We start from the raw sequence: 22,068 nt of genomic DNA, 5'->3' as shown, positions 1-22,068 counted from the left end.
ACAGGGGGAGGGAAATCGCAACCTGTTTGGGCTAAGGCCCTTTCAATGGATTCCCTGCTCCCCATCGGCACCGCCTCATGATCAACGCGCGGTTCGGCACATTTCGCGGTCTGGTGCGCCTGGCCCTATCCTATCCGCAGCTCGCGCTGGGGCAATCGGCCACGCTGCGTCCCGACCCGGCCGAAGTGCGTCGGCTGGTCTTCGTGTGCCAGGGCAATATCTGTCGCAGCGCCTTTGCCGATGTGGTGGCCGGCAAGGCCGGCGCCCGCACGGCCTCCTTCGGCCTGTCGACCACCACCGGACGACCGGCGCATGATCCGGCAATCGCGGCGGCGCAGGCCCTGGGCCATGACCTGTCAGGCCACAAGGCACTCGACAGGACGGACTATCAGCCGCAGCCAGGCGACCTGCTGCTGGCGATGGAAGTGCGGCAACTGCATCGGCTGGCTGCCGATCCGCGCCTGTCGCACCTGCCGCGCCAGTTGCTTGGCACATGGACACAGCCGATGATGCCGCATCTGCACGATCCCTATGGCCTGGACGATCGCTACATGGCCTATTGCCTGCAACGGATCGAGCAGGCGGTGACGGCGCTGATCAGGACTTATCCCGGCGCAACGCCTTCCTGACGATCTGCCCCAGATCGCGCAGCAACGGCCGGGGATCGCTGAAGCTGAAGACATAATAGCGCATGCGCGGGTCTAGGAAGCCCAGCAGATAGGTGGCAAGGTCGCGCCATGGGCTGGCCCGGAAGAAGGGATCGGCGATCTTACCGCCCATCAGCAATCGCAACAGGCGCTTGGTTTCCGGCACCATGTAGCGCGCGCGCAGCGTATCGCGGGGCAGGGGCGCCGCATCCGTTTCACCCAGCACCGCCCGGCGATAGGCTTCCCAGGCGAAATGGGCATGGCAATGGCCGGCCAGCGGCAGGCTGCCCCAGAAGCGGCCGTTCACCTCCATCAGCCAATAATGACCGCTGGCTGCATCATAGCGATATTCGACCATGGCCGGCCCCTGCCAGCCGAGCGCCCGCAGCAATTGTTCGGACAATGCCATTTGTGGCCCATGGCGGTCGCGCGGTTCGGCACGGCACAGGGTCGATACGCCCCCTTCGGGCGGCCATTCGTGCAGGCGGCGATGCTGGAAATGCAGGGTCGCATCACCATCGGCCATGAACAGCATCTGTCCCAGGCCAACACCGCCGCAATATTGCTGGATCATCGGCCAGATACCGACCGGACGATAGCGGGCAAGCAGCGCCTGCAACGCATCCGGCGTCCGCACATATTCCGCCTTTATCCATTCCAGCCCCGCCCGCTCGAGCAGCGGCATAACCGCTGGCGGATTGGCCCATTTTGCGACCAGCGGATAGGGCATGGATGCGGCATGAGCCTGAAAATCGTCGCCCGCCATCGGCTGCCAGGTTTGCGGTATCAACAGGCCCTGCGCCGATGCGACCGCCAGGGTGCGGCGCTTGTCGATCACCTGGTTGAGCGCTTCGGCGCGCGGGACCAATATATGGCAATCGCCGATCATCGGCGGCAGCAGCGCCAGATCGAGCAGATCGGTCTCCGAAATGGCGAAGACGGCGCGGGCGCCGGTCCGGGCGATCAGGTCGGGCAGCCAATCGGCCGCCGGGCCTGACGGCCGATCGGTGCTGTCCGTGCAGTAGCGCGATGCCGCCGCGATCCCGCTTGCCGGCCCGACACCATGGACCGGCACGCCATGGCGGCCGAGTTCCCGGACGATGGTCAGGCTGATCGCATTTTCCAGGCCGATGACGATCGCGCAGGGCAGGCGGCTCACGCAGGCACCAGCCGATGTTCGTAGCGCCAGGTCGCCCAGGCCTGTTGCGCGACACGCAGGCCGGTGCGCAGCCGGTTGGGCGGCACGCGGGTCAGCGCGCGCGCGGGGGCATCGGCGAGCGCGGGCGACAGATCATGGAAGCCGGCAGGACGCATGCCCGGCGTCGCTGCTGCGGTGCGGCACAATTGCTCGAACCGGCGCATCACCGTGCGGTTCGGGCGCATCCGATCGCGCGAGAGCATTTCGAAACTATGGGTGACGATGACGAAGGCATCATGACCTTCCTGCGCGGCGTGGCGCATGCCGGCGCGCATTTCGGCGGCCGACATGGCGCAGATCTGCGCGGGGCGGAAATGGCCGGGGCGGTCAGCAATACCCGACACGGGCAGTTCGACCAAACCCTGGGCGCGAACCGCGCCGATCTGGCCGGCATCCATGCTGATGCCACATCCCTGGCCGAGATAGGCCGGATTGACGCTGCTGTCCCAGCCGATGCCGATCGCCGCCAGCGCCCGCAGCGTATCGTCATTGGCGCCGAAATTGCCGGCCCGGAACGCGCTGATCCGCGGGGCGCCCGCCTGTTCCAGCAGGTCGCGACCAAGGCCGAGCAGGGTGATCTGGTCGGCCAGGCTGAAATCGCCGATATTGCGCCCCTGTCGCCCTTCAACTGGCGAATCTTCGACCCAGGCCAGCCATTCGCTGTGCAGGTGGAGCTGCACTTCATGCCCGCGACTGACGATGGCCGCGACGATGGGCTGGAGAAAGGCGGGGCCGTGGATCAACGCCGGCAGGGGATCGAGGAAGAAGACGCCCTTGAGGCCATGGCGGTCCATCAGGTCCATCTGCCAGCCGATGCCAAAAGCACCGGCCGCCGTCTCACCCCAGATCGATTGGCGCAGATTCTGCTCAAGACCGAAGCCGCGCTGGTGCAGCGCTGCGGACAATTCGGTGTCGATGGTGATGAGCAGCGCAGTCATGATCAGTCCGATCCGGAATGGGGACGATGATAGACGGCAGACGTTAAGGAGCCGTGATGTTTCTGACCCATGTATGGATCATTACGGCCTTTTAACGAGCTTTACCCCTTTTTTCTTGCCCTCTTGCCCGATCAGACGACGTCGCGCCGCCTGTTCCTCATGCGAGCAGGGAAAATTCGCCATAATTGCCCTGGAAGAACAGCAATGGCCGGTCGGGCCGTTCCACTTCCAGCGCGACCACTTCACCCAGCACGATATAATGATCGCCGGCTTCATGCACGGCATGCAGGCTGCAATCGATCCAGGCGACGACATTGTCGATGATGGGCGATCCATTGTCGGATACGCGGTGCGACACGCCGGCGAACTTGTCAGGGCCCGGTGCCGCCAGCTGGCGGCAGAGCGGCTGCTGATCGCTGGCGAGGACATTGACGCAGAAGCGGCCGATCTGCTGGATGCGCGGCCAGCTGCCCGAGCTTTTGGCGGGGAAGAAGGCGACCAGCGGCGGATCGAGCGACACCGAGGTGAAGGAGCCGACCACCATGCCGACCGGGGCGCCATCCTCGGCGGACGCGGTAACGACGCACACGCCGGTCGGATAATGGCCCAGGACGCGGCGGAAGGTGGCACTGTCGATCATGGTTGCGCTGTTCATGCCATGGTCTTCCAGCAGACGATGGCGCAAGGCAAGCGAAACCGGTCAGAAACCAACTGGTCGTAGCGGATAGGGGCGGGGCTGGTGCCCCGCCACGATCATCAGAGGGCGATACCGCCCGCGGCCAGCACGGCCAGCGTCAGCAGTTCCGACGCGTTGGACGACATGGTCGCAATCTGCACCGACTTTTCCATGCCGACCAGCACCGGACCGATCATCGACGTGCCGCCCAGTTCGCGCAGCAGCTTGGCCGAGATGTTGGCCGACTGCAGCCCCGGCATGACCAGCACATTGGCCGGGCCGGACAGGCGGCTGAACGGATAATTCTTCATCACGGTCGGATTGAGCGCCGCATCCGGTGTCATTTCGCCTTCATATTCGAAATCGACGTCGCGCTGGTCGAGCAGCTTCACCGCATCGCGCACATTGTCGAGGAAGGCGCCGGGGGGATTGCCGAAATTGGAATAGGAGAGGAAGGCCACGCGCGGGTCATGGCCCATGCGCCGCGCGACCGCGACCGTGCCCTCGGCAATGTCGGCCAGTTCGGACGCGGAAGGCCGTTCATGGACGGTGGTGTCGGCCAGGAAGACGGTCTTGTCCTTGGTCACCATGACATGGATGCCGAAGGGGGTACGGCCCGCAGCCGGATCCATCACCCGCTTCACCTCGCGCAGGGTCTGGCCATAGGGCCGGGTGACGCCGGAAATCATCGCATCGGCCACGCCCATCTTCACCAGCAGCGATCCGAAGATGTTGCGGTCGCGATTGACCATCCGCTCGCAGTCGCGACGCAGATAGCCGCGCCGCTGCAACCGAGCATAGAGAAGATCGACCATCTCGGGCACCAGCGGCGAATTGACGCTGTTGTGCAGTTCGAAGCTGTCGGGATCCTGGACGCCCAGTTCCTTGAGCTTGTCGCGCACATGATCGCGGCCGACCAGCACGGGGATTCCATAGCCCAGCTCGCGGAACTGGATCGCGGCGCGCAACACCACTTCCTCTTCCGCCTCGGCAAAGACGACCCGCTTGGGATTGGCCTTGGCGAGTTCATAGGCGCTGGTGAGAACCGAGGTGGTCGGATTGAGCCGCGCCTTCAGGGAATCGCGATAGGCGGCCATGTCGGCGATCGGCTTCTGTGCGACGCCGGTATCCATCGCCGCCTGGGCGACGGCGGCCGGCACCACTTCCATCAGGCGCGGATCGAACGGCGCGGGGATGATATAGTCGGGACCGAAGCTGTGCGAACGGCCATAGGCCTTGGCCACTTCCTCGGGCACCTGTTCGCGCGCCAGGTCGGCAATCGCCTTGGCGGCGGCCAGCTTCATCGCCTCGTTGATGCCGGTCGCCCGCACGTCGAGCGCGCCGCGGAAGATGAAGGGGAAGCCCAGGACATTGTTGACCTGGTTGGGGAAGTCCGAGCGCCCGGTGGCGACGATCGCGTCGGGACGCACGGCATGGGCGTCAGGCGGCAGGATTTCCGGGTCGGGATTGGCCATGGCGAAGATGATCGGATTGGCCGCCATCGACTTCACCATATCCTGCGACATGGCGCCGGCGACCGAGAGGCCGAGGAACACATCGGCGCCCTTGACCGCTTCGGTGAGGGTCCGCGCGTCGGTCTTGACCGCATGGGCCGACTTCCACTGGTTCATGCCCTCGGTGCGGCCCTGATAGATGACGCCCTTGCTGTCGCACATGATGACGTTTTCATTGGGGACACCAAGCGCCTTGATCAGCTCGGTGCAGGAAATGGAGGCGGCGCCCGCGCCGTTCACCACCACCTTCATGTCCTTCATGTCGCGACCGGTCAGCAGCGCGGCATTGATGACGCCCGCCGCCGCGATGATCGCGGTGCCATGCTGGTCGTCATGGAAAACCGGAATGTTCATCCGTTCCTTGAGCGTCGTTTCGATGACGAAGCATTCGGGCGCCTTGATATCCTCAAGATTGATGCCGCCGAAGCTCGGCTCCATCAGTTCGACCGCGTCGATGAAGCGATCAACATCCTCGGTCTTCAGCTCGATATCGATGGAATCGACGTCGGCGAAGCGCTTGAAGAGGACGGCCTTGCCCTCCATCACCGGCTTGGACGCCAGCGCGCCGAGATTGCCGAGGCCCAGGATGGCCGTGCCATTGGAGATCACCGCGACCAGATTGCCCTTGGCGGTATAATCATAGGCGGTCGCCGGATCTTCGGCGATCGCGCGCACCGGCACCGCGACGCCGGGCGAATAGGCGAGCGAGAGATCGCGCTGCGTCGCCATCGGCTTGGAGGCAATGATCTCGATCTTGCCGGGGCGGCCGGTCGCGTGGAAGAACAGCGCCTCGCGCTCGGAAAATTCCACATTTGACTTTTCGGTCATCGCGATACCCACATAATGGAACAATAGCGCCGCCCTAGCGGCAAGATTATCTTGTGGGCAAGTGCGAGAAGCGCAATTTTCCTGCCCTTTGGCGAAGCTCTGGTTTCAGCGGAGCGATCAGGCTATCCGCTTGCCCCATGGCCAATTCGACCTCCACCACCACCCAGCCTACCCCCATGATGGCACAATATTTCACCCTCAAGGCAGAGGCGCAGGATTGCCTGCTCTTCTACCGCATGGGCGATTTCTTCGAACTCTTCTTCGATGACGCCAAGATGGCGGCCGCGACGCTCGACATTGCGCTCACCAGCCGTGGCGAACATGCCGGGCAGCCGATCCCGATGTGCGGCGTGCCGGTGCATAGCGCCGAATCCTATCTCGCCCGGCTGATCAAGGGCGGCCATCGCGTCGCCATCGCCGAGCAGACCGAGACGCCGGCCGAGGCCAAGGCACGGGGCGGCAAGGCGCTCGTGGCACGCGCCATCGTCCGCTATGTCACCGCCGGCACGCTGACCGAGGAAACCCTGCTCGACAGCCGGCGCGACAATATGCTGGTCGCGCTCGCCCAGACGGGCGGCGAAGGCGAGCTGGGGCTGGCCGCCGCCGACATTTCGACCGGCCGGTTCGAGACGATGACGGTGCGGGCGGGCGACCTGCCCGCCGAACTCGCCCGGTTGCGGCCGAGCGAAGTGGTGATTGCCGAGGGTTCGACGCTGGAGGTCGCCAACAGCCATCCGTTCGACAAGGCGGCCTTTTCCAGCGCCCGTGCCGAAGAGGCGCTCAAGCGCCTGTTCGCGGTCGCGACGCTGGATGGCTTTGGCCAGTTCAGTCGTGCCGAACTGGCCGCGATGGGCGGGCTGATTTCCTATCTCGACCATGCGGGGAAGGGCACGATGCCCTTCCTGGCGCCGCCGCTCCGCAAAACCAGCGGCGCCCATGTCGCCATCGACGCGGCGACGCGCGAGAGCCTGGAAATCGTCGCGACCACCGGCGGCACCCGCGCGGGCAGCCTGCTGGGCGCGGTCGACCGGACCGTCACCGGGGCAGGCGCCCGGCTGCTGGCACAGGATCTGTCGGCGCCGCTGATGGATGCGCCGCTGATCGACGCCCGGCTGGGCCTAGTCCAGCTGTTCCATGATGACGCGACGCTGCGCAGTCAGTTGCGGGCAGCACTGCGCGCACTGCCCGACATCGGCCGCGCGCTGGGCCGTGTCGCCGTGGGGCGGGGCAGCCCGCGCGATCTGGGCCAATTGCGCGACGGCCTGGGCGAGGCGCGCTTGCTGCGCGAGCGGCTGGGCCGGCTGGCCGATCAGCCGCTGTTGCTGACGCAATTGCTGCCGGCGCTCGACGGGCATGGCGCGCTGGTCGATGCGCTGGCGCGCGCGCTAGTGCCCAGCCCGCCGACCGAAACCAATAATGGCGGCTATATCGCCGACGGCTTCGATCCCGCGTTGGATGAGCTGCGCCGCCTGGCTGGCGACGGCCGCCGCGCGATCGCCGCGCTGGAGGCGCAATATCGCGAGCAGACGGGGATCAGCGCGCTCAAGATCCGCCATAATGGCGTGCTGGGCTATCATGTCGAGGTGCCGGCCCGCGCCGCCGACCAGCTGATGCAGCCCGAAAGCGGCTTCACCCATCGCCAGACGCTGGCCGGGGTCGTACGCTTCAACTCGATCGACCTGCACGAACAGGCCGGACGGGTGGCGCAGGCCGGTGCCCATGCGCTGGTAGCGGAAGCCGCCCATCTCGAAACGCTGATCGATGCCGTGCTGGACCGCAAGGCCGACATCGCCCGCGCCGCCGATGCGCTGGCGCGGCTCGACGTTGCCGCCGCGCTGGCCGAACGGGCGGCCGAAGGCGGCTGGCAACGGCCCCTTTTCGTGGTCGAGGACGGGGTTGGCCCCTGCCTCGACATTGTCGGCGGGCGCCATCCGGTGGTCGAGGATGCGCTACGCGCACAGGGCCAGCCCTTCGTCGCCAATGATTGCCGCCTGGTCGCGACCGACCGGCTATGGCTGGTCACCGGCCCGAACATGGGCGGTAAGTCGACCTTCCTGCGGCAGAATGCGCTGATCGTCATCCTGGCCCAGGCCGGGGCCTTCGTTCCGGCGGAAACGGCGACGCTGACCCTGGTCGACCGGCTGTTCAGCCGCGTCGGCGCGTCCGACAATCTGGCGCGCGGCCGGTCGACCTTCATGGTCGAGATGGTCGAGACCGCCGCGATCCTGGCGCAGGCGACCGAGCATAGCTTCGTCATCCTGGACGAAGTTGGGCGCGGCACATCCACCTATGACGGCCTTGCGCTCGCCTGGGCGGTTGTCGAGGCAGTGCATGAGGTCAATCGCTGCCGCTGCCTGTTCGCGACCCATTATCATGAACTGACCCGCCTGTCCGAAACGCTCGATGCGCTGTCGCTGCATCATGTGCGGGCACGCGAATGGAAGGGTGATCTGGTGCTGCTGCACGAACTGGCCGAAGGGCCGGCTGATCGCAGCTATGGCCTGGCGGTGGCGCGGCTGGCCGGCTTGCCGCCACTGGTGCTCAAGCGCGCCAAGGATGTGCTGGGCCGTCTGGAGGCAGGCAAGGCGAAGACCGGCGGCATTGCCGCGGGACTGGACGACCTGCCGCTGTTCGCCAGTGTCGCAACGCAGGCCGAAGAGGTGGCCGATCCGCTGCGCGACGCACTGGATGGCATCGATGCCGACGCCCTGTCCCCGCGTGAGGCACTCGATCACATATATCGTTTGAAACAACTGGCCGCCGCCAGTCACCACGAGTAGACGAGAGCCATGGTCATGCAGTTCCCCAGCCTGGGGTCGCGCCGCGCGATCATTGACCGGCGCGCGATTTCCGACAGCATCAACGCCCTGGCGCAGGAGCACCGGGGCGATCCGATCAAGCTGCGCGGGCTGATCGTCAAGGAACTCAAGGCCGCTCTGGAGCATGGTCGCGAGGATGTCGCGCGCCGGCTGGAGGCGAAACCGACGCGCGGGCGCGAGGCGGTGACCGCCTTTGCCTTCCTGATCGACCAGATTTTGCGGCTGCTCTACGACGCGACCACCCATCATCTTTATCCCGCCGGCAACCGCAGCACCGGCGAGCGGATCGTGCTGATCGCCGTCGGCGGCTATGGCCGGGGCGAGATGGCGCCGCACAGCGATGTCGACATCGGCTTCATCACTCCCTGGAAGCCGACCGGCTGGACCGAGCAGATCATCGAATCCATGCTCTATTCGCTGTGGGATCTGGGGCTCAAGGTCGGCCATAGCAGCCGGTCGATCGACGAGACGATGCGGATGGCCAAGGCCGACCTGACCGTGCGCACCGCCCTGCTGGAAGCGCGCTATGTGTGGGGCGACCGGGCGCTTTACGAGGAAGTGGCCGTCCGCTTCGACAGCGAGATCATGCAGGGCACCGCCCGCACCTTCGTCACCGAGAAGCTGGAGGAACGCGACGAGCGCCACCGCCGCATGGGCGACAGCCGCTATGTCGTCGAGCCCAATGTCAAGGAAGGCAAGGGTGGCCTGCGCGACCTGCACACGCTGTTCTGGATCGGCAAATATGTGAACCGGGTGAAATCGGTCGCCGAACTGGTCGATGTCGGCCTGTTGACGCAGAGCGAGCTGCGCCAGTTCCAGAAGGCCGAGGATTTCCTGTGGGCGGTGCGGTGCCATCTGCACATGATCACGGGGCGGGCCGAGGACAGGCTGACCTTCGACCTGCAGCTGGAAACCGCGACGCGGATGCATTTCACCGCGCGGGCCGGACGATCCGGGGTCGAGCGCTTCATGCGCTATTATTTCCTCAATGCAAAGGCGGTCGGCGACCTGACTGCGGTGTTCCTGGCGCATCTGGACGACCAGCTGGCCGAGCGCGGACGCCGCTATATTCCGTCGATCTTTCGCCGACCCAAGAAGCTGGACGGTTTCGTGCTGGATCGCGGGCGTCTGGCGTTGCCGAGCGACGATTTCTTCCAGGCCGATCCGGTCCGCCTGGTCGAGATTTTCGCCGTGGCCGACAGGCATGGGCTGCAGATTCATCCGAGCGCGATGCGCGCGGCCAGCCGCGACGCCGGCCTGATCACCGCCAAGGTGCGCAAGGACGCACGGGCCAACGCCGCCTTCATGGATGTGCTGACCAGCCCGCGCGACCCGGAAACGGTGCTGCGCTGGATGAACGAGTCCACCGTGTTCGGCCGGTTCATCCCCGATTTCCGCCGCGTCGTGGCGCAGATGCAGTTCGACATGTACCATCATTATACGGTGGACGAGCATACCATCCGCGCCGTCGGCCTGCTGGCCCGGATCGAGAAGGGCGAACTGGCCACCGACCATCCGCTGGCGACCGAGCTGATGGGCAAGATATTGTCGCGCCGGGTGCTCTATGTCGCGGTGCTGCTGCATGACATCGCCAAGGGGCGCGGCGGCGACCACAGCATATTGGGTGCGGAAGTGGCGGAGCATCTCTGCCCGCGCCTCGGCCTGACTGCCGCCGAGACCGAGACCGTCGCCTGGCTGGTGCGTTACCACCTGCTGATGTCGGCCACCGCCTTCAAGCGCGACCTGGCCGACTACAAGACGATCCTCGATTTCGTGGAGGTGGTGCAGAGCCCCGAGCGACTGCGCCTGCTGCTATGCCTGACCGTGGTCGATATCCGCGCGGTGGGGCCGGGCGTCTGGAACAGCTGGAAGCGGCAGTTGCTGGGCGACCTCTATGATGCCGCCGAGGAAGTGCTGCGCCTGGGCCACAAGCAGAAGGGCCGCAGCGAACGCGTTGCCGCCAAGCAGGAGGCGCTGCGCCAGGCGCTCGGCATGGATGAGGCGACCTTCGCCGCATTCAGCGGCCGCATGCCCGAAAGCTACTGGATTGCCGAACCGGACGATATCCTGGTCCATAATGCCCGGCATATATTGGAAGCGGGCGACTCCTCGCTGTCGATCGCCGCGCAATATTATCCACAACGTGGTGCGACTTTGGTCACCGTCTATGCGACCGACCATCCGGGCCTGTTCTACCGCATTGCCGGCGCGATCCATCTGGCGGGCGGCAACATCATCGACGCGCGCATCCATACGACGCGCGACGGCGTCGCGATCGACAATTTCCTGGTGCAGGATCCGCTGGGCGGTGCCTTCCACAGTCCCGAGCAGCTGGCGCGGATCAAGGCAGCGATCGAGGATTCCCTCTCCAACCGCCACCGCATGATCACCAAGCTGGAAGCGCGCCCGCTGCCCCGCACCCGCGCCGAAGCCTTCCGCATCGAGCCCAATGTGCTGATCGACAACAAGGCGTCGAACCGCTTCACCGTGATCGAGGTGAATGCCCGCGATCGGCCGGCGCTGCTGTTCAGCTTGGCCAATGCGCTGTTCCAGTCGAAGGTCACGGTCCACAGCGCCCATGTCGCCACCTATGGCGAGCGCGCGGTCGATACCTTCTATGTCACCGACCTCTTGGGCGGGAAGATCGAGAGCAAGGCCCGGTTGCAGACTCTGGAGCGGCGGCTGCTGGAGGCGGCCGGCGGCGAAGTGGGCGAGGCACTGGAGCGCGCCTGATCGCTACTCAGGCGCCTAAATTCTCAGGCAATGGTCATGACGTCGCCGGGTGACAGCAAGGGTAACAGGCGCAGCATGTCGTCGCGGTCGACCGCGACGCAGCCGGCGGTCGGACGTCCTTCGGACAGATGGAAGAAGATGGCGCTGCCCATGCCCGGCACCGGCGGCGCATCATTATGGCCCAGGATGACGATCACGTCATAGGCCTCGTCGCTGCGCTGCAGGCTTTCGGTCGAGAAGGGCCGGGGCAGGCGCACGGGACGGTTATAGGCGGGATCGGCCGGATCATCCGACCAGCCATCGCCCGCATGGGTCCAGCGCCAGGGCAGGGCGATGCCGGTGGCGGAGACCTTGCCGGGGCGCAACAGCACCGCACGGATCGGCCAATTGCCCAAGGGGGTGCAGCCATCGCCTTCGCGCTTGTCGGCGGCCGCACAGGCGCCGCTGCGGCCGATGGTGCAGGCCATGTCGAGATCGCCGAAGCGCAGTCGCCCGGTGGCGACATCGACATGGATAACGCTCATAGCTGGTGGCCGGTCCGGTCGCGCTTGGTGGCGAGATAGCGTTCATTATGCGGGTTGGCCGGCAGGATGATCGGCAGTCGTTCGACCACCTCGATCCCGGCCGCCTGCAAGCCGGCGACCTTCTGCGGATTGTTGGTGAGCAAGCGCACGCCGCCAATGCCGAGCAGGTCGAGCATCCGCGCCGCGACCGAGAAGTCGCGCGCATCGATCGCGAAGCCCAGCCGCACATTGGCGTCGACCGTGTCGAAGCCCTGATCCTGCAGCGCATAGGCGCGCAGCTTGTTGACGAGGCCGATGCCGCGCCCTTCCTGCCGCAGATAGAGCAGCACGCCCCATTGTGCGTCGGCGATCTGGTGCAGCGCCTGATGCAATTGCGGGCCGCAATCGCATTTGAGGCTGCCGAACACGTCGCCGGTCAGGCATTCGCTGTGGATGCGGATGACCGGGGGCGATGCGTCACGTTTGCCGACCACCAGCGCGACATGCTCGCGCGGCTCGTCGGGGCTGCGGAAGGCGATGATCTCCGCGCTCTCGCTCGCCGATACCGGCAGGCGGGCACGGGTGGCGATGGCGAGGTGAATGGCATCGTCATAATCGCCGACATCATCGGCGCTGACTTCCGCCTCGACCGGGCCGTCGCCTTCGGTGAGGAAATAGGCGGGCAGGATGCCGGCCAACCGGGCCAGGCGCAGCGCAGCCTTGGCCGCCTGCGGCGCCGGCAAGGCCCGCGCGCGAAATGGCCCCTTGAGCGGCGAGGCAAGGTCCAGCACCGGATCGGAAATCGAGGTCGCGACATCCGCGTCGATCCACGGCGCCCGTTCGATCAGCACCGGCAGGTCGGGATCGGCCGCCGCCAGCTGGTTGGCGAGCTTCAGCGTCTCGGCGCGGGCGGCGGAAATCAGGATATCAGCCTGCCCCTGCGGATCGAAATCGGCCAGCGTCACCGCATCCGCGCCCTCGATCGCCATCAGCCGGATCGCGCCATCAGGCGCGGTCAGGCGGATCGCCCAGCCGCGACGCAGCGCATCGATGGCGCGGGCAGCATCCCGCCCGTTCATCAGAAGGCGAACTCGGTGATGATCGGGATATGGTCGGACGGCTTTTCCCAGCTGCGCGCGGGTTCTACGACACGGTGGGCGACCGCCTTGTCGGCGACATCCCTGGTCATCCACATATGGTCAAGGCGACGGCCGCGATCCGACGCCGCCCAATCCTTCGCGCGATAGCTCCACCAGGTGTAGAGACGCGCCGGCGCGGGATGGAAATGACGGCCGATATCGACCCAGTCGTTCGACGCCTGCAACCGGCCCAGCAGTTCGCATTCGACCGGCGTATGGCTGACCACGTCGAGCAGCTGCTTGTGGCTCCAGACGTCACATTCCAAAGGCGCGATGTTGAAGTCGCCGGTAAGGATGGTCGGCTTGTTGTCGAGCGCGCCGGACCACTCGATCATCCGCTCGATGAAGTCGAGCTTCTGGCCGAATTTGGGATTGACCGTGCGGTCGGCGACATCGCCGCCGGCGGGGACATAGACATTCTCGATCCGCACGCCATTGTCGAGCCGGATGCCAACATGGCGCGCTTCGCCATTAGCCTGCCAGTCGAACCGGTCGTCCTCATGGATCGGCACCTTGCTCATGATCGCAACGCCATGATGCATGCGCTGGCCGTTCAGCACCTGGTGGACATAGCCCAGCCGCTTGAACATGTCGGTGGGGAAAATCTCGTTCACCACCTTGGTTTCCTGCAGGCAGAGAATGTCGGGCGCTTCCTCGGTCAGGAAGCGTTCGACGATGTCGATCCGGGCGCGGACGCTGTTGATGTTCCAGGATGCAATCGAAAGGGTATCGGCCATGAAAAGCACCTAGGGTGCCGCGCGCCCGCGCGCAAGCGCCGGACAAAGTAAGACCCCCGCTCCGGGGGCGTGGAACGGGGGTCTCGATCGCGCCCTTGAAGCGCTTTGCGACGGGAGCGGTGTGCCGGGTAACAGGGGGGAAATCCCGGTCTGCGTCTCTCGCCGTGATCTCTATCTAGGCGATCCGATATGAGCGGCAGATGAACGATGGCAGAAAGTTTTCAGCCCATCGTTCCTGTGGCCCGCCCTAGCCGTTCGGACGGCCGCGCGGACGCGGATCGGTCCAGCGGAAGGCGGAATCGGCGACCGGTACGCCATATTGCTGGTTCGACAGGCGCACCGCCGTGCGATTATTCTGCGCGTCGAGCGCGACCCAGCCATAAAGCTCCAACCCGGCCGGCGACGCGGGCTTGCGCTTGAAGATCATGGTGATGGTGCCGAATTCGGGCCGCTTGGGATCCTTCGCCTGCACGCTCAGCACGGTCGGGTCGCCGGTGGGGACGACGGTGCCGAATTTCGACAGATCCTTGGTCGGGTCGATCAGCGCGGCCAGCGGCGAATTGCCGATCGGCCAGCGCTGCACCTGGCGCACTTCATAGTCGATCAGGGTCAGCGCCTTGCCATCGCCCACGATCAGCAGCGGCACGCCCTTTTCATATTGGAAACGGATCTTGCCCGGCTGTTTCAGGGTCAGCTTGCCGGTCAGCACCTGACCATTGCGGTCGGTCTGGCTGAAATCGGCGGTCAGGGTGGTGACGGCGCGGATATAGGCGTTGACCTGATTGAGGTCGGACGGTGCCGCCTGCTGGGCAAGGGCATAGCCCGCCGGCACCGCAACCAGCGCGGTGGCGAGGGACAGGGCGACAGGCGCGAGGATGCGCTTCATGCAATCATCTCCGGGTTGTTCGGAAAAGGGGGCATAGGAGGTGGGGCTTGAACCCGCTGTGAACCTTGCTGTTCCATCGAAGGGAAAGGATCGATCGGAAAGACCAGACGGGGGAGAGCGGCCGTGAAATGGCTGGCTCGATCCCCCGTGCTCCCGCCTCGCCATGCCGGTCTTACCGGCGGCACCGCTCCAATTATGTTTATCGGCGCGGCAGCAGCGACGCCTGCCTAGACCGATTCGCGGACAAAAAAAAGGCTGATCCGAAGATCAGCCTGAAAAGTTTTTAGGAGAGGATGCCTGAAAGGCCTGTTCCTAATGTCCCAAAGCCCCTGTCACGACAAATGCGAAGGCAGCAAGCATGGTTGCACGGAACGCAATCGCTCAAGGAAAACAAGCATTTCGTAGCGTCAGAGCGGATTGCCATTCTCGTCACGCAGCACTTCGCGGCGACCGACATGGTTGGGCGGACCGACCAGTCCTTCCTCCTCCATCCGTTCGATCAGGCGTGCGGCACTGTTGTAGCCGACTCGCAGCTGGCGCTGCAGCCAGCTGGTCGACGCCTTCTGATTCTCGAACACCAGCTGGCAGGCCTTGCGGAACAGCTGCGCGTCCGGGCTGTCATCGCCCAGGTCCACGCCGTCGAGCGCGAAGCTGCCTTCTTCCGGCTCTTCCGTGACCGCCTGGATATAATCGGGCGAGCCCTGCGCGCGCCAATGGTCGGCGACCACGCGCACTTCATCGTCCGAAACGAAGGGACCATGAACGCGCATCAGGCCCTTGCCGCCATGCATGTAGAGCATGTCGCCCTTGCCCAGCAGCTGTTCGGCGCCCTGTTCGCCCAGGATGGTGCGGCTGTCGATCTTGCTGGTCACGAAGAAGCTGATGCGGGTCGGCAGGTTCGCCTTGATGACGCCGGTGATGACGTCGACGGAAGGCCGCTGCGTCGCCAGGATCAGGTGGATGCCGGCAGCACGCGCCTTCTGCGCCAGGCGCTGGATCAGGAATTCGACTTCCTTGCCCGCCGTCATCATCAGGTCGGCCAGTTCGTCGACCACCACCACGATCTGCGGCAACGGCTGGAAATCCAGCTGTTCCTCTTCATAGATCGGCTTGCCGCTCTCGGGGTCATAGCCGGTCTGGACACGGCGGCCGAGCGGCTTGCCCTTGGCCTTCGCGGCGCGAACCTTCTCGTTGTAATTGGCGAGGTTGCGGACCGAGATCGACGCCATCATGCGATAGCGATCCTCCATCTGCTCCACCGCCCATTTGAGCGCGCGGATCGCCTTGCTCGGCTCGGTCACGACCGGGGCGAGCAGATGCGGGATGTCGTCATAGGTCGACAGTTCCAGCATCTTGGGATCGATCATGATCAGGCGCAGCTGGTCCGGCGTCATGCGGTAGAGCAGCGACAGGATCATGGCGTTGAGGCCGACCGACTTACCCGAACCGGTGGTACCCGCGATCAGCAGATGCGGCATCGGCGCCAGATCGGCGATGATCGGCTCACCCGAGATATTCTTGCCCAGGATGATCGGCAGGGTCGCTTCCGCACCGAACTGCTCGCTGGTGATGAGTTCGCGGAAGGACACGCCCTCGCGATTGGTGTTGGGCAGCTCGATGCCGATGACGGTGCGGCCGGGAATGGTGGCGACGCGCGCCGACAGCGCCGACATGTTGCGGGCGATATCGTCGGCCAGCGCGATCACGCGGCTCGCCTTGATGCCCGGTGCCGGCTCCAGCTCATACATGGTGACGACGGGACCGGGGCGAACCTCGACGATATTGCCCTTCACATGGAAGTCGTCGAGAACGCTCTCCAGCAGGCGGGCGTTGCGTTCCAGCGCCGCCTTGTCGATCTTCTGGCCCTGATTGGCGGGGATGGGGTTGAGCAGGTCGGCCGACGGCAGCGAGCTGTGGCCGAACAGATCATCCTGCGACACCGGCGCGGTCGAGCGCTGCACCGGGGCGGGCTTGGGCGCCTGGATGGTGATCGGCGGCTTGGGCTCGTTCGACACCTGCTTGCGCGGCGCGATCACCCGTTCGACCGGGCCGTCATCATCCTCGTCCAGATCGGCCGCTCCCCCCTGTCCCGCAAAGGCGAGCGAGGGGCGCGGCAGGCTGAGCCGGGGCAGGGTCGGGCGGCGGATGGTGAAGATCGGCTTTTCCAGCGCCAGGCTGCGATACCAGACGAACAGGCCTGCCAGCATGGCCACGACCACCAATATGCCGATGATCCAGCCCTGCGCGGCCGGCGCCTGGGCGGTCAGGCTCATCACCCCCTTGGCGGTGACAAGGCCGATCATGCCGCCCCAGCCGGAGGGCAGGCCGACCAGCGGATCGGGCTGGAACAGGGCCAGCGCGATGCCGATCAGGATGATGCCGACCAGGCATTTGCCGAACTGCGCTTTCCACCCGATCATCTCATGATCGCCCCACAGGCGACGGGCGGTGATCCCCATCAGCGGCAGCAGCAGCGCGATCGGCACGCCGAACAGCAGCAGCAGCATGTCGGCCACCATGGCGCCGGGCGCGCGCATGATATTGGCGACATGATCGCCCGCCACCGTGTTCATCGACGGGTCGCTGGGCTGATAGCTCAGCAGCGCCAGCGCCAGGAACAGGGTCGCCAGAAACAGCGAGATCGCCCCGATCAGCGCGCCGCTGCGCACGATGCTGCGCTTGAGCATTTCGCGCCATTCCGGCGCGCGCTTGGCTCCGCGGCTGACAGCCATGGTCAAATGTCCCCCAAATGTTCCGTTCCGGCACAATGCGCCGAGCCAGGAGTCCTCGTCAAGCCTGCGGCCCCTCGGCTCGTCCCGCCCCATCCGCAACATTGCGTATGTCGCGCGCCTGGGGCGCAGGCGCAAAATGGGCGGCGAAAGGAGATGTCGTCATGTTCGCCTCTTTCTATCCCGCCTTTGTCGTGATTGCCCTGAGCAGCTTTGCGATCGTGCTGCTGGGCGTCAGCCTGCAGGATGCGATGCGAGGGCGCTGAGCGCATCGCCATCGACGCGCTGCACGGTCCATTCGTCCATCGGCCGGGCGCCGATCGCCCGGTAGAAGGCGATCGCCGGCGCGTTCCAGTCGAGCACCGACCATTCGAGCCGGGCGCAGTCGCGCGCGATCGCCAATCGGGCGAGACGCGCAAGCAACGCCTTGCCGGCGCCGAGCCCCCGCGCTTCGGGCAGGACGAACAGATCCTCCAGATAGAGGCCCGGACGCCCCTCGAAGGTCGAGAAATTGTGGAAGAAAAGGGCAAAGCCGATCGGCGCGCCATCATGCTCGGCGATCAGCACCTCCGCCATCGGCCGGGGTCCGAACAGATAGCGGGCCAGCGTCTCGCGGTCGGCCTTCACTTCATGGGCCAGCTTCTCATAATCGGCGAGCGCCAGGATGAAATTCGCGATGGTATCGATATCCGTCGATTGCGCGTCCCTGATGATGACCTGGCTCATGCCGCTCCCGCTTCCACATGGGCGATATCCGCCCGTTTCGTGCGCGCGGCGATAAGGCAGCCGGCGACGATCAACAAGGCACCGGCAAGGGTGGTGAGCGTCAGTTGTTCGCCAAAGGCGAACCAGCCGAAGATCGCGGCCCAGACGAAGGCGGTATATTCGACCGGGATCAGTCGCTGGGCCTCCGCACGCGCATAGGCCCAGGCGAGCGCGGCGAGAGAGGTGAAGGCCAGGATGGCAGCCAGCAGCACCAGCGGCACCGCCGCTCCGGTCGGCACGATCGCCCAGGCCGGCGCGCCGATCGCAAACACGCCCAGCATGACCAGATGCTGGAAGAAGGCGACCTCGATCGGCGAGGCAAGCTGGGCCTGCTGGCGCTGGAGGATCAGGTTCCAGGCGAACAGCATCGCCGAGAGCAGCACCGCGCCCGCCCCCATCAGCGCGTCGCCATCATAGTCGCCGCGCATCCGCCCCGACAGGATCACGCCGACCCCGACCAGGCCGAGCAGCGAGGCGCCGATCGCCTGCCGCCCGATCCGTTCCTTGAGCAGCAGCGCCGCAAGATAGAGCGCGATCAACGGAGCGATGAAGGAGAGGGCAATGGCTTCGGCCAGTGGCAGGCGCATGATCGCCCAGAAGAACAAGCTGGCCATCAGCGCCACGACAACGCCACGCAGCAGATGCAGGCGCAGCACGGAGCGGTTTGGCCAGCGCTGGCGGGTGGCGAGCATCAGGACCAGCCCGAGCAGGCTGCCGGTGATCGCACGCCAGAGCAGCGCGTTATAAAGGCCGATCGAGAGGCTGAGCCCCTTCATCGCCGCATCCATCACCGAAAAGAGCGCGACGCCAAGGCAGCAGATGAGGAAGGGCAGCAGCCCGGACGGGCTGCGGGGAGAGGAAAGCGGACGATCCATCGACGGGTGACGGGATCAGTCGCGACCGGGGCCGACGATCCTGCCGATATGCAATTCGTCGATATGAAGCCGGGTGATCCGTGCCTTGCCGATGCGCAGGCGACCGATGGCCAAGGCGCCAACCGCTATTGCCCCCAATGCAATCGCGCCCAGAGCCAATGTCCCAAGGACGGACGCGCCGACCGCCTGCGCGCCCGTAGCGCTTGCGCCATGGGCGATGGCGGACCGGTCGGCGCTGTCCGTCATTCGGCCGCCTGGACCTGTCCCGCGTCACTCGCCGCGGCTTCGATCTCGGCCGCCTTGGCCTCGACCAGCCTGACGATATGGTCGACCATGTCGGCATCCTGGATCGTGTGATCGGTGACGCCCGACAGATAGACCATATGCTTGCCATTGCCGCCGCCGGTCAGGCCGATATCGGTCTCGCGCGCTTCACCCGGACCGTTGACGACGCAGCCCAGCACCGAGAGCGAGAGCGGCGTGTTGATATGCTGCAGCCGTTCCTCCAGCGCCTGGACGGTACGGATCACGTCGAAGCCCTGCCGCGCGCAGCTGGGGCAGGAGATGACCTTGACGCCGCGGGTGCGGATGCCGAGCGTCTTGAGCATCTCATAGCCGACCCGCACTTCCTCTTCCGGTTCGGCCGAGAGCGAGACGCGGATCGTGTCACCGATGCCGGCCCAGAGCAGATTGCCGATGCCGATCGCGCTCTTGACCGTGCCGCCGATCAGGCCACCGGCTTCGGTGATGCCCAGATGCAGCGGGCAATCGACCGCATCGGCCAGCTGCATATAGGCCGCGACCGCCAGGAACACGTCGCTCGCCTTCACCGCGACCTTATATTCGTGGAAATCCTGGTCCTGCAGCAGCTTGATATGGTCGAGCGCGCTTTCGACCAGCGCCTCGGGGCAAGGCTCGCCATATTTTTCGAGCAGGTCGCGTTCCAGGCTGCCGGCGTTGACGCCGATGCGGATCGAGCAATTATTGGCCTTGGCAGCGTCCACCACTTCCTTCACCCGCGCGGCCGAACCGATATTGCCGGGATTGATGCGCAGGCAGGCAGCACCGGCATCGGCGGCTTCCAGCGCGCGCTTATAGTGGAAATGGATGTCGGCGACGATCGGCACGCGCGCGGCGCGGACGATCTGTTTGAGCGCCGCAGTCGATTCCTCGTCGGGGCAGGACACGCGGATGATGTCGACGCCGGCATCCTCGCAGCGACGGATCTGGTCGATCGTCGCCTTGACGTCATGGGTCAGCGTGTTGGTCATGGTCTGCACCGTGACCGGCGCACCGCCGCCCACGGGGACGTTGCCGACCATGATCTGCCGCGACTGCCGTCGGGCGATGTCGCGCCAGGGGCGCAGGCCGGGATTATGTTCGGACATGAAAAGGGGCTCCAGATCTCTGGAGCCCCCTATAAGCATTAACGCAGCTTTTTAGAAGCGCGCGGTCAGCGATGCGGCAACCTGGTCCGCATTGCCGCTGGTCTGTGCCAGGGTCGTGGCGGTGACGGTGGCCGGCGACGGGAAATAGCTGTCCGGGCGGATGATGTTCGCCTTTTCCACCCAGGTATGGGCGTAGGCGACGTTCAGTGCGAAGGCCGGCGAGATATTCCAGGTCGCGCCGCCCGTCAGCCACACGCGGTCGCCATCGGGCACGCGGGTGGTCAGATGCTGCGGATTGGTCGGCGAACGGTCGAACATGGTGCCCGCGCGCAGCGTGAAGGCGGGGCTGAAATCATATTCGCCGCCCAGGCTGACGCTGTAGCTGTCCTTGTAATCCAGTTCCTTGTTGGTGGTGCCGGTGGCCGAGGTGACCTCGATCCCCTTGAAGCTGGACCAGCCATACCATTTGCCGGTGATCATCGCGCGCAGGTTCGGCGTCAGCTTGTGCATGAAGGACACGGTGACGATATCGGGCAGGTCCAGCGGTGCCGAGGCATCGAACTCGCCATTGGCGGCGCTGAGCGGCGTCACCAGGCCGGAAATGGTCTGGGTGCCCTTGAGCTTGTGGTTGATGCCCGACCGATAGTGGACGCCGACATTGGTGGTGCCGTTGGTGTAGAACAGGCCGGCGTTCCAGCCGACGGTCCAGTCGTCGCCCTTCAGCTTGGTGAAGCCGTCGGTGGTGACCAGCGGCGACACCTGCGGCAACGCGTTGGTCAGGTTCGCCTTCACATATTGCACGTCGACGCCGCCGCCGATCGAGAAATTGTCGTTCAGCTTGAACGCGGCCGAAGGCTGGATGTTGTAGGTCTTGAGGTCGGTGTAGATCGAGTCATAGCGACCGAAGAAACCGTCATCATATTCCAGCTTCAGGCCGAAGGGCGCATTGACGCCGAGGCCCAGCCACAGCCGGTCGGTGACCTGCGCCGAGGCGTAGAAATTGGGGACCGGGATGACGCTTTCGAACGGCTGGCCGCCGTCATTGCCGGTCACCGACACGCGGGCGGTCGAACCGGGGACCGAGCGATAGCTGCCACGGTTGGTCTGGTGGGCGGAAGCCATCAGGGCGTTGACGCCGGCCGAAACCTGGACGCCCGACAGCTGGGTCATGGCGGCAGGGTTGAAATAGATGGTCGAGGGATCGTCACCTGCAGCGGCGCCGCCAGCCATGGCGCGGCCGGTTTCCACCGGCGACTGTTCCTGAAGATAGAAGCCACCGGCCAGCGCCGGCATCGGTGCGACAATCGCGCCGGTCAGCAGGATGGTGGGAAGAATGCGACGGCGAAGGGACATGGCGTTTCCTCTGCTAAAAACTCATTTGGCCATTTGGTGCGGGCGCTTAAACGCCTCATGCGACTTATGGAACCATGCGCATAACAGCTATCCCGACGATTTCTACAGGCGCCAATGACGGATTTCCGCGATTTTTCGCTCAATTGCCCGGATTTCGGCCGGCTGGACGCTACGGCAAGTGCCGCCCTGTTGCGCCAACGTCACAGGTCAAAAAAAAAGCCGCCCCGAGGGACGGCTATGAAGTTTTAGGAGAGGATGCCTGAAAGGCGAGTTCCTTTTGCGGCCAGGCGGCGTTCGTCGCAAATGCGAAACATGATGGCGCGATTGCGTTTCATGCAAC

General features: G+C 65.3%; 17 protein-coding genes. 3 read left to right on the top strand and 14 right to left on the bottom strand.

What is annotated here, in order from left to right; translation table 11 throughout:
• The first annotated feature begins 77 nt into the window (after nucleotides 1-77).
• Nucleotides 78-629 carry a phosphotyrosine protein phosphatase gene (locus tag DIZ22_RS17130; RefSeq protein WP_048937995.1) on the top strand — a complete coding sequence of 184 codons (552 nt, stop codon included), beginning with the start codon at nucleotides 78-80 and terminating at the stop codon, nucleotides 627-629.
• Here the strand turns inward: DIZ22_RS17130 and DIZ22_RS17125 are convergent.
• The 4 genes from DIZ22_RS17125 to DIZ22_RS17110 form a co-directional block, all read right to left on the bottom strand.
• Nucleotides 598-1,806 carry a carboxylate--amine ligase gene (locus DIZ22_RS17125; RefSeq protein WP_048937996.1) on the bottom strand — a complete coding sequence of 403 codons (1,209 nt, stop codon included), beginning with the start codon at nucleotides 1,804-1,806 and terminating at the stop codon, nucleotides 598-600. The genes DIZ22_RS17130 and DIZ22_RS17125 overlap by 32 nt on opposite strands.
• On the bottom strand, nucleotides 1,803-2,783 hold the full coding sequence (locus DIZ22_RS17120) for a hypothetical protein (protein ID WP_048937997.1): 981 nt from the start codon (nucleotides 2,781-2,783) through the stop codon (nucleotides 1,803-1,805). Before DIZ22_RS17120 ends, DIZ22_RS17125 begins: the two co-directional genes overlap by 4 nt.
• A 157-nt stretch (nucleotides 2,784-2,940) precedes the next feature.
• Nucleotides 2,941-3,438: a flavin reductase family protein gene (locus DIZ22_RS17115; RefSeq protein ID WP_004209228.1), complete on the bottom strand. Its 498-nt coding sequence runs from the start codon at nucleotides 3,436-3,438 to the stop codon at nucleotides 2,941-2,943.
• Nucleotides 3,439-3,539: 101 nt separating this feature from the next.
• Nucleotides 3,540-5,801 carry an NADP-dependent malic enzyme gene (locus tag DIZ22_RS17110; RefSeq protein WP_037509024.1) on the bottom strand — a complete coding sequence of 754 codons (2,262 nt, stop codon included), beginning with the start codon at nucleotides 5,799-5,801 and terminating at the stop codon, nucleotides 3,540-3,542.
• Between the two features lie 137 nt (nucleotides 5,802-5,938).
• Between DIZ22_RS17110 and mutS the strand changes: the two genes are divergently transcribed.
• Complete coding sequence (gene mutS, locus DIZ22_RS17105; RefSeq protein ID WP_048937998.1) at nucleotides 5,939-8,581, top strand: DNA mismatch repair protein MutS; 2,643 nt, start codon at nucleotides 5,939-5,941, stop codon at nucleotides 8,579-8,581.
• Nucleotides 8,582-8,590: 9 nt separating this feature from the next.
• The gene (locus DIZ22_RS17100; protein WP_037490690.1) at nucleotides 8,591-11,353 is read left to right on the top strand and encodes a [protein-PII] uridylyltransferase; all 2,763 of its coding nucleotides are present in this window, start codon (nucleotides 8,591-8,593) and stop codon (nucleotides 11,351-11,353) included.
• Between the two features lie 23 nt (nucleotides 11,354-11,376).
• Here the strand turns inward: DIZ22_RS17100 and DIZ22_RS17095 are convergent, their stop codons facing one another.
• The 10 genes from DIZ22_RS17095 to DIZ22_RS17050 all read right to left on the bottom strand — a co-directional run bounded on the left by DIZ22_RS17095 (nucleotide 11,377) and on the right by DIZ22_RS17050 (nucleotide 21,728).
• Nucleotides 11,377-11,877, bottom strand: coding sequence for a L,D-transpeptidase family protein (locus tag DIZ22_RS17095; protein ID WP_048937999.1), 501 nt, complete (start codon nucleotides 11,875-11,877; stop codon nucleotides 11,377-11,379).
• Nucleotides 11,874-12,935 (bottom strand): GTP cyclohydrolase II, encoded by a 1,062-nt coding sequence (gene ribA, locus DIZ22_RS17090; RefSeq protein WP_048938000.1) that lies wholly within the window; start codon nucleotides 12,933-12,935, stop codon nucleotides 11,874-11,876. Before ribA ends, DIZ22_RS17095 begins: the two co-directional genes overlap by 4 nt.
• Nucleotides 12,935-13,732, bottom strand: a complete 798-nt coding sequence (xth, locus tag DIZ22_RS17085; protein WP_048938001.1) for an exodeoxyribonuclease III — start codon at nucleotides 13,730-13,732, stop codon at nucleotides 12,935-12,937. Before xth ends, ribA begins: the two co-directional genes overlap by 1 nt.
• A 247-nt stretch (nucleotides 13,733-13,979) precedes the next feature.
• Nucleotides 13,980-14,618 carry an outer membrane lipoprotein carrier protein LolA gene (locus DIZ22_RS17080; RefSeq protein ID WP_004209221.1) on the bottom strand — a complete coding sequence of 213 codons (639 nt, stop codon included), beginning with the start codon at nucleotides 14,616-14,618 and terminating at the stop codon, nucleotides 13,980-13,982.
• 407 nt (nucleotides 14,619-15,025) lie between these two features.
• Nucleotides 15,026-17,350, bottom strand: a complete 2,325-nt coding sequence (locus tag DIZ22_RS17075; RefSeq protein ID WP_037508930.1) for a DNA translocase FtsK — start codon at nucleotides 17,348-17,350, stop codon at nucleotides 15,026-15,028.
• 231 nt (nucleotides 17,351-17,581) lie between these two features.
• On the bottom strand, nucleotides 17,582-18,073 hold the full coding sequence (locus DIZ22_RS17070; protein WP_048938002.1) for a GNAT family N-acetyltransferase: 492 nt from the start codon (nucleotides 18,071-18,073) through the stop codon (nucleotides 17,582-17,584).
• Nucleotides 18,070-18,987, bottom strand: coding sequence for a DMT family transporter (locus tag DIZ22_RS17065; protein ID WP_048938003.1), 918 nt, complete (start codon nucleotides 18,985-18,987; stop codon nucleotides 18,070-18,072). Before DIZ22_RS17065 ends, DIZ22_RS17070 begins: the two co-directional genes overlap by 4 nt.
• A gap of 15 nt (nucleotides 18,988-19,002) precedes the next feature.
• On the bottom strand, nucleotides 19,003-19,233 hold the full coding sequence (locus DIZ22_RS17060) for a hypothetical protein (protein WP_048938004.1): 231 nt from the start codon (nucleotides 19,231-19,233) through the stop codon (nucleotides 19,003-19,005).
• Nucleotides 19,230-20,375 (bottom strand): flavodoxin-dependent (E)-4-hydroxy-3-methylbut-2-enyl-diphosphate synthase, encoded by a 1,146-nt coding sequence (ispG, locus tag DIZ22_RS17055; protein WP_004209214.1) that lies wholly within the window; start codon nucleotides 20,373-20,375, stop codon nucleotides 19,230-19,232. Before ispG ends, DIZ22_RS17060 begins: the two co-directional genes overlap by 4 nt.
• A gap of 51 nt (nucleotides 20,376-20,426) precedes the next feature.
• A complete protein-coding gene (locus DIZ22_RS17050; protein ID WP_048938005.1) occupies nucleotides 20,427-21,728 on the bottom strand; it encodes an outer membrane protein transport protein in 1,302 nt (433 codons plus the stop codon).
• Between the last annotated feature and the right edge of the window lie 340 nt (nucleotides 21,729-22,068).

It is taken from the genome of Sphingobium sp. LF-16, assembly GCF_003711185.1.
GTDB lineage: Bacteria > Pseudomonadota > Alphaproteobacteria > Sphingomonadales > Sphingomonadaceae > Sphingobium > Sphingobium yanoikuyae_A.
Note: the sequence above shows the minus strand (reverse complement) of the source record. Positions and strands in the feature narration are given on the sequence as shown.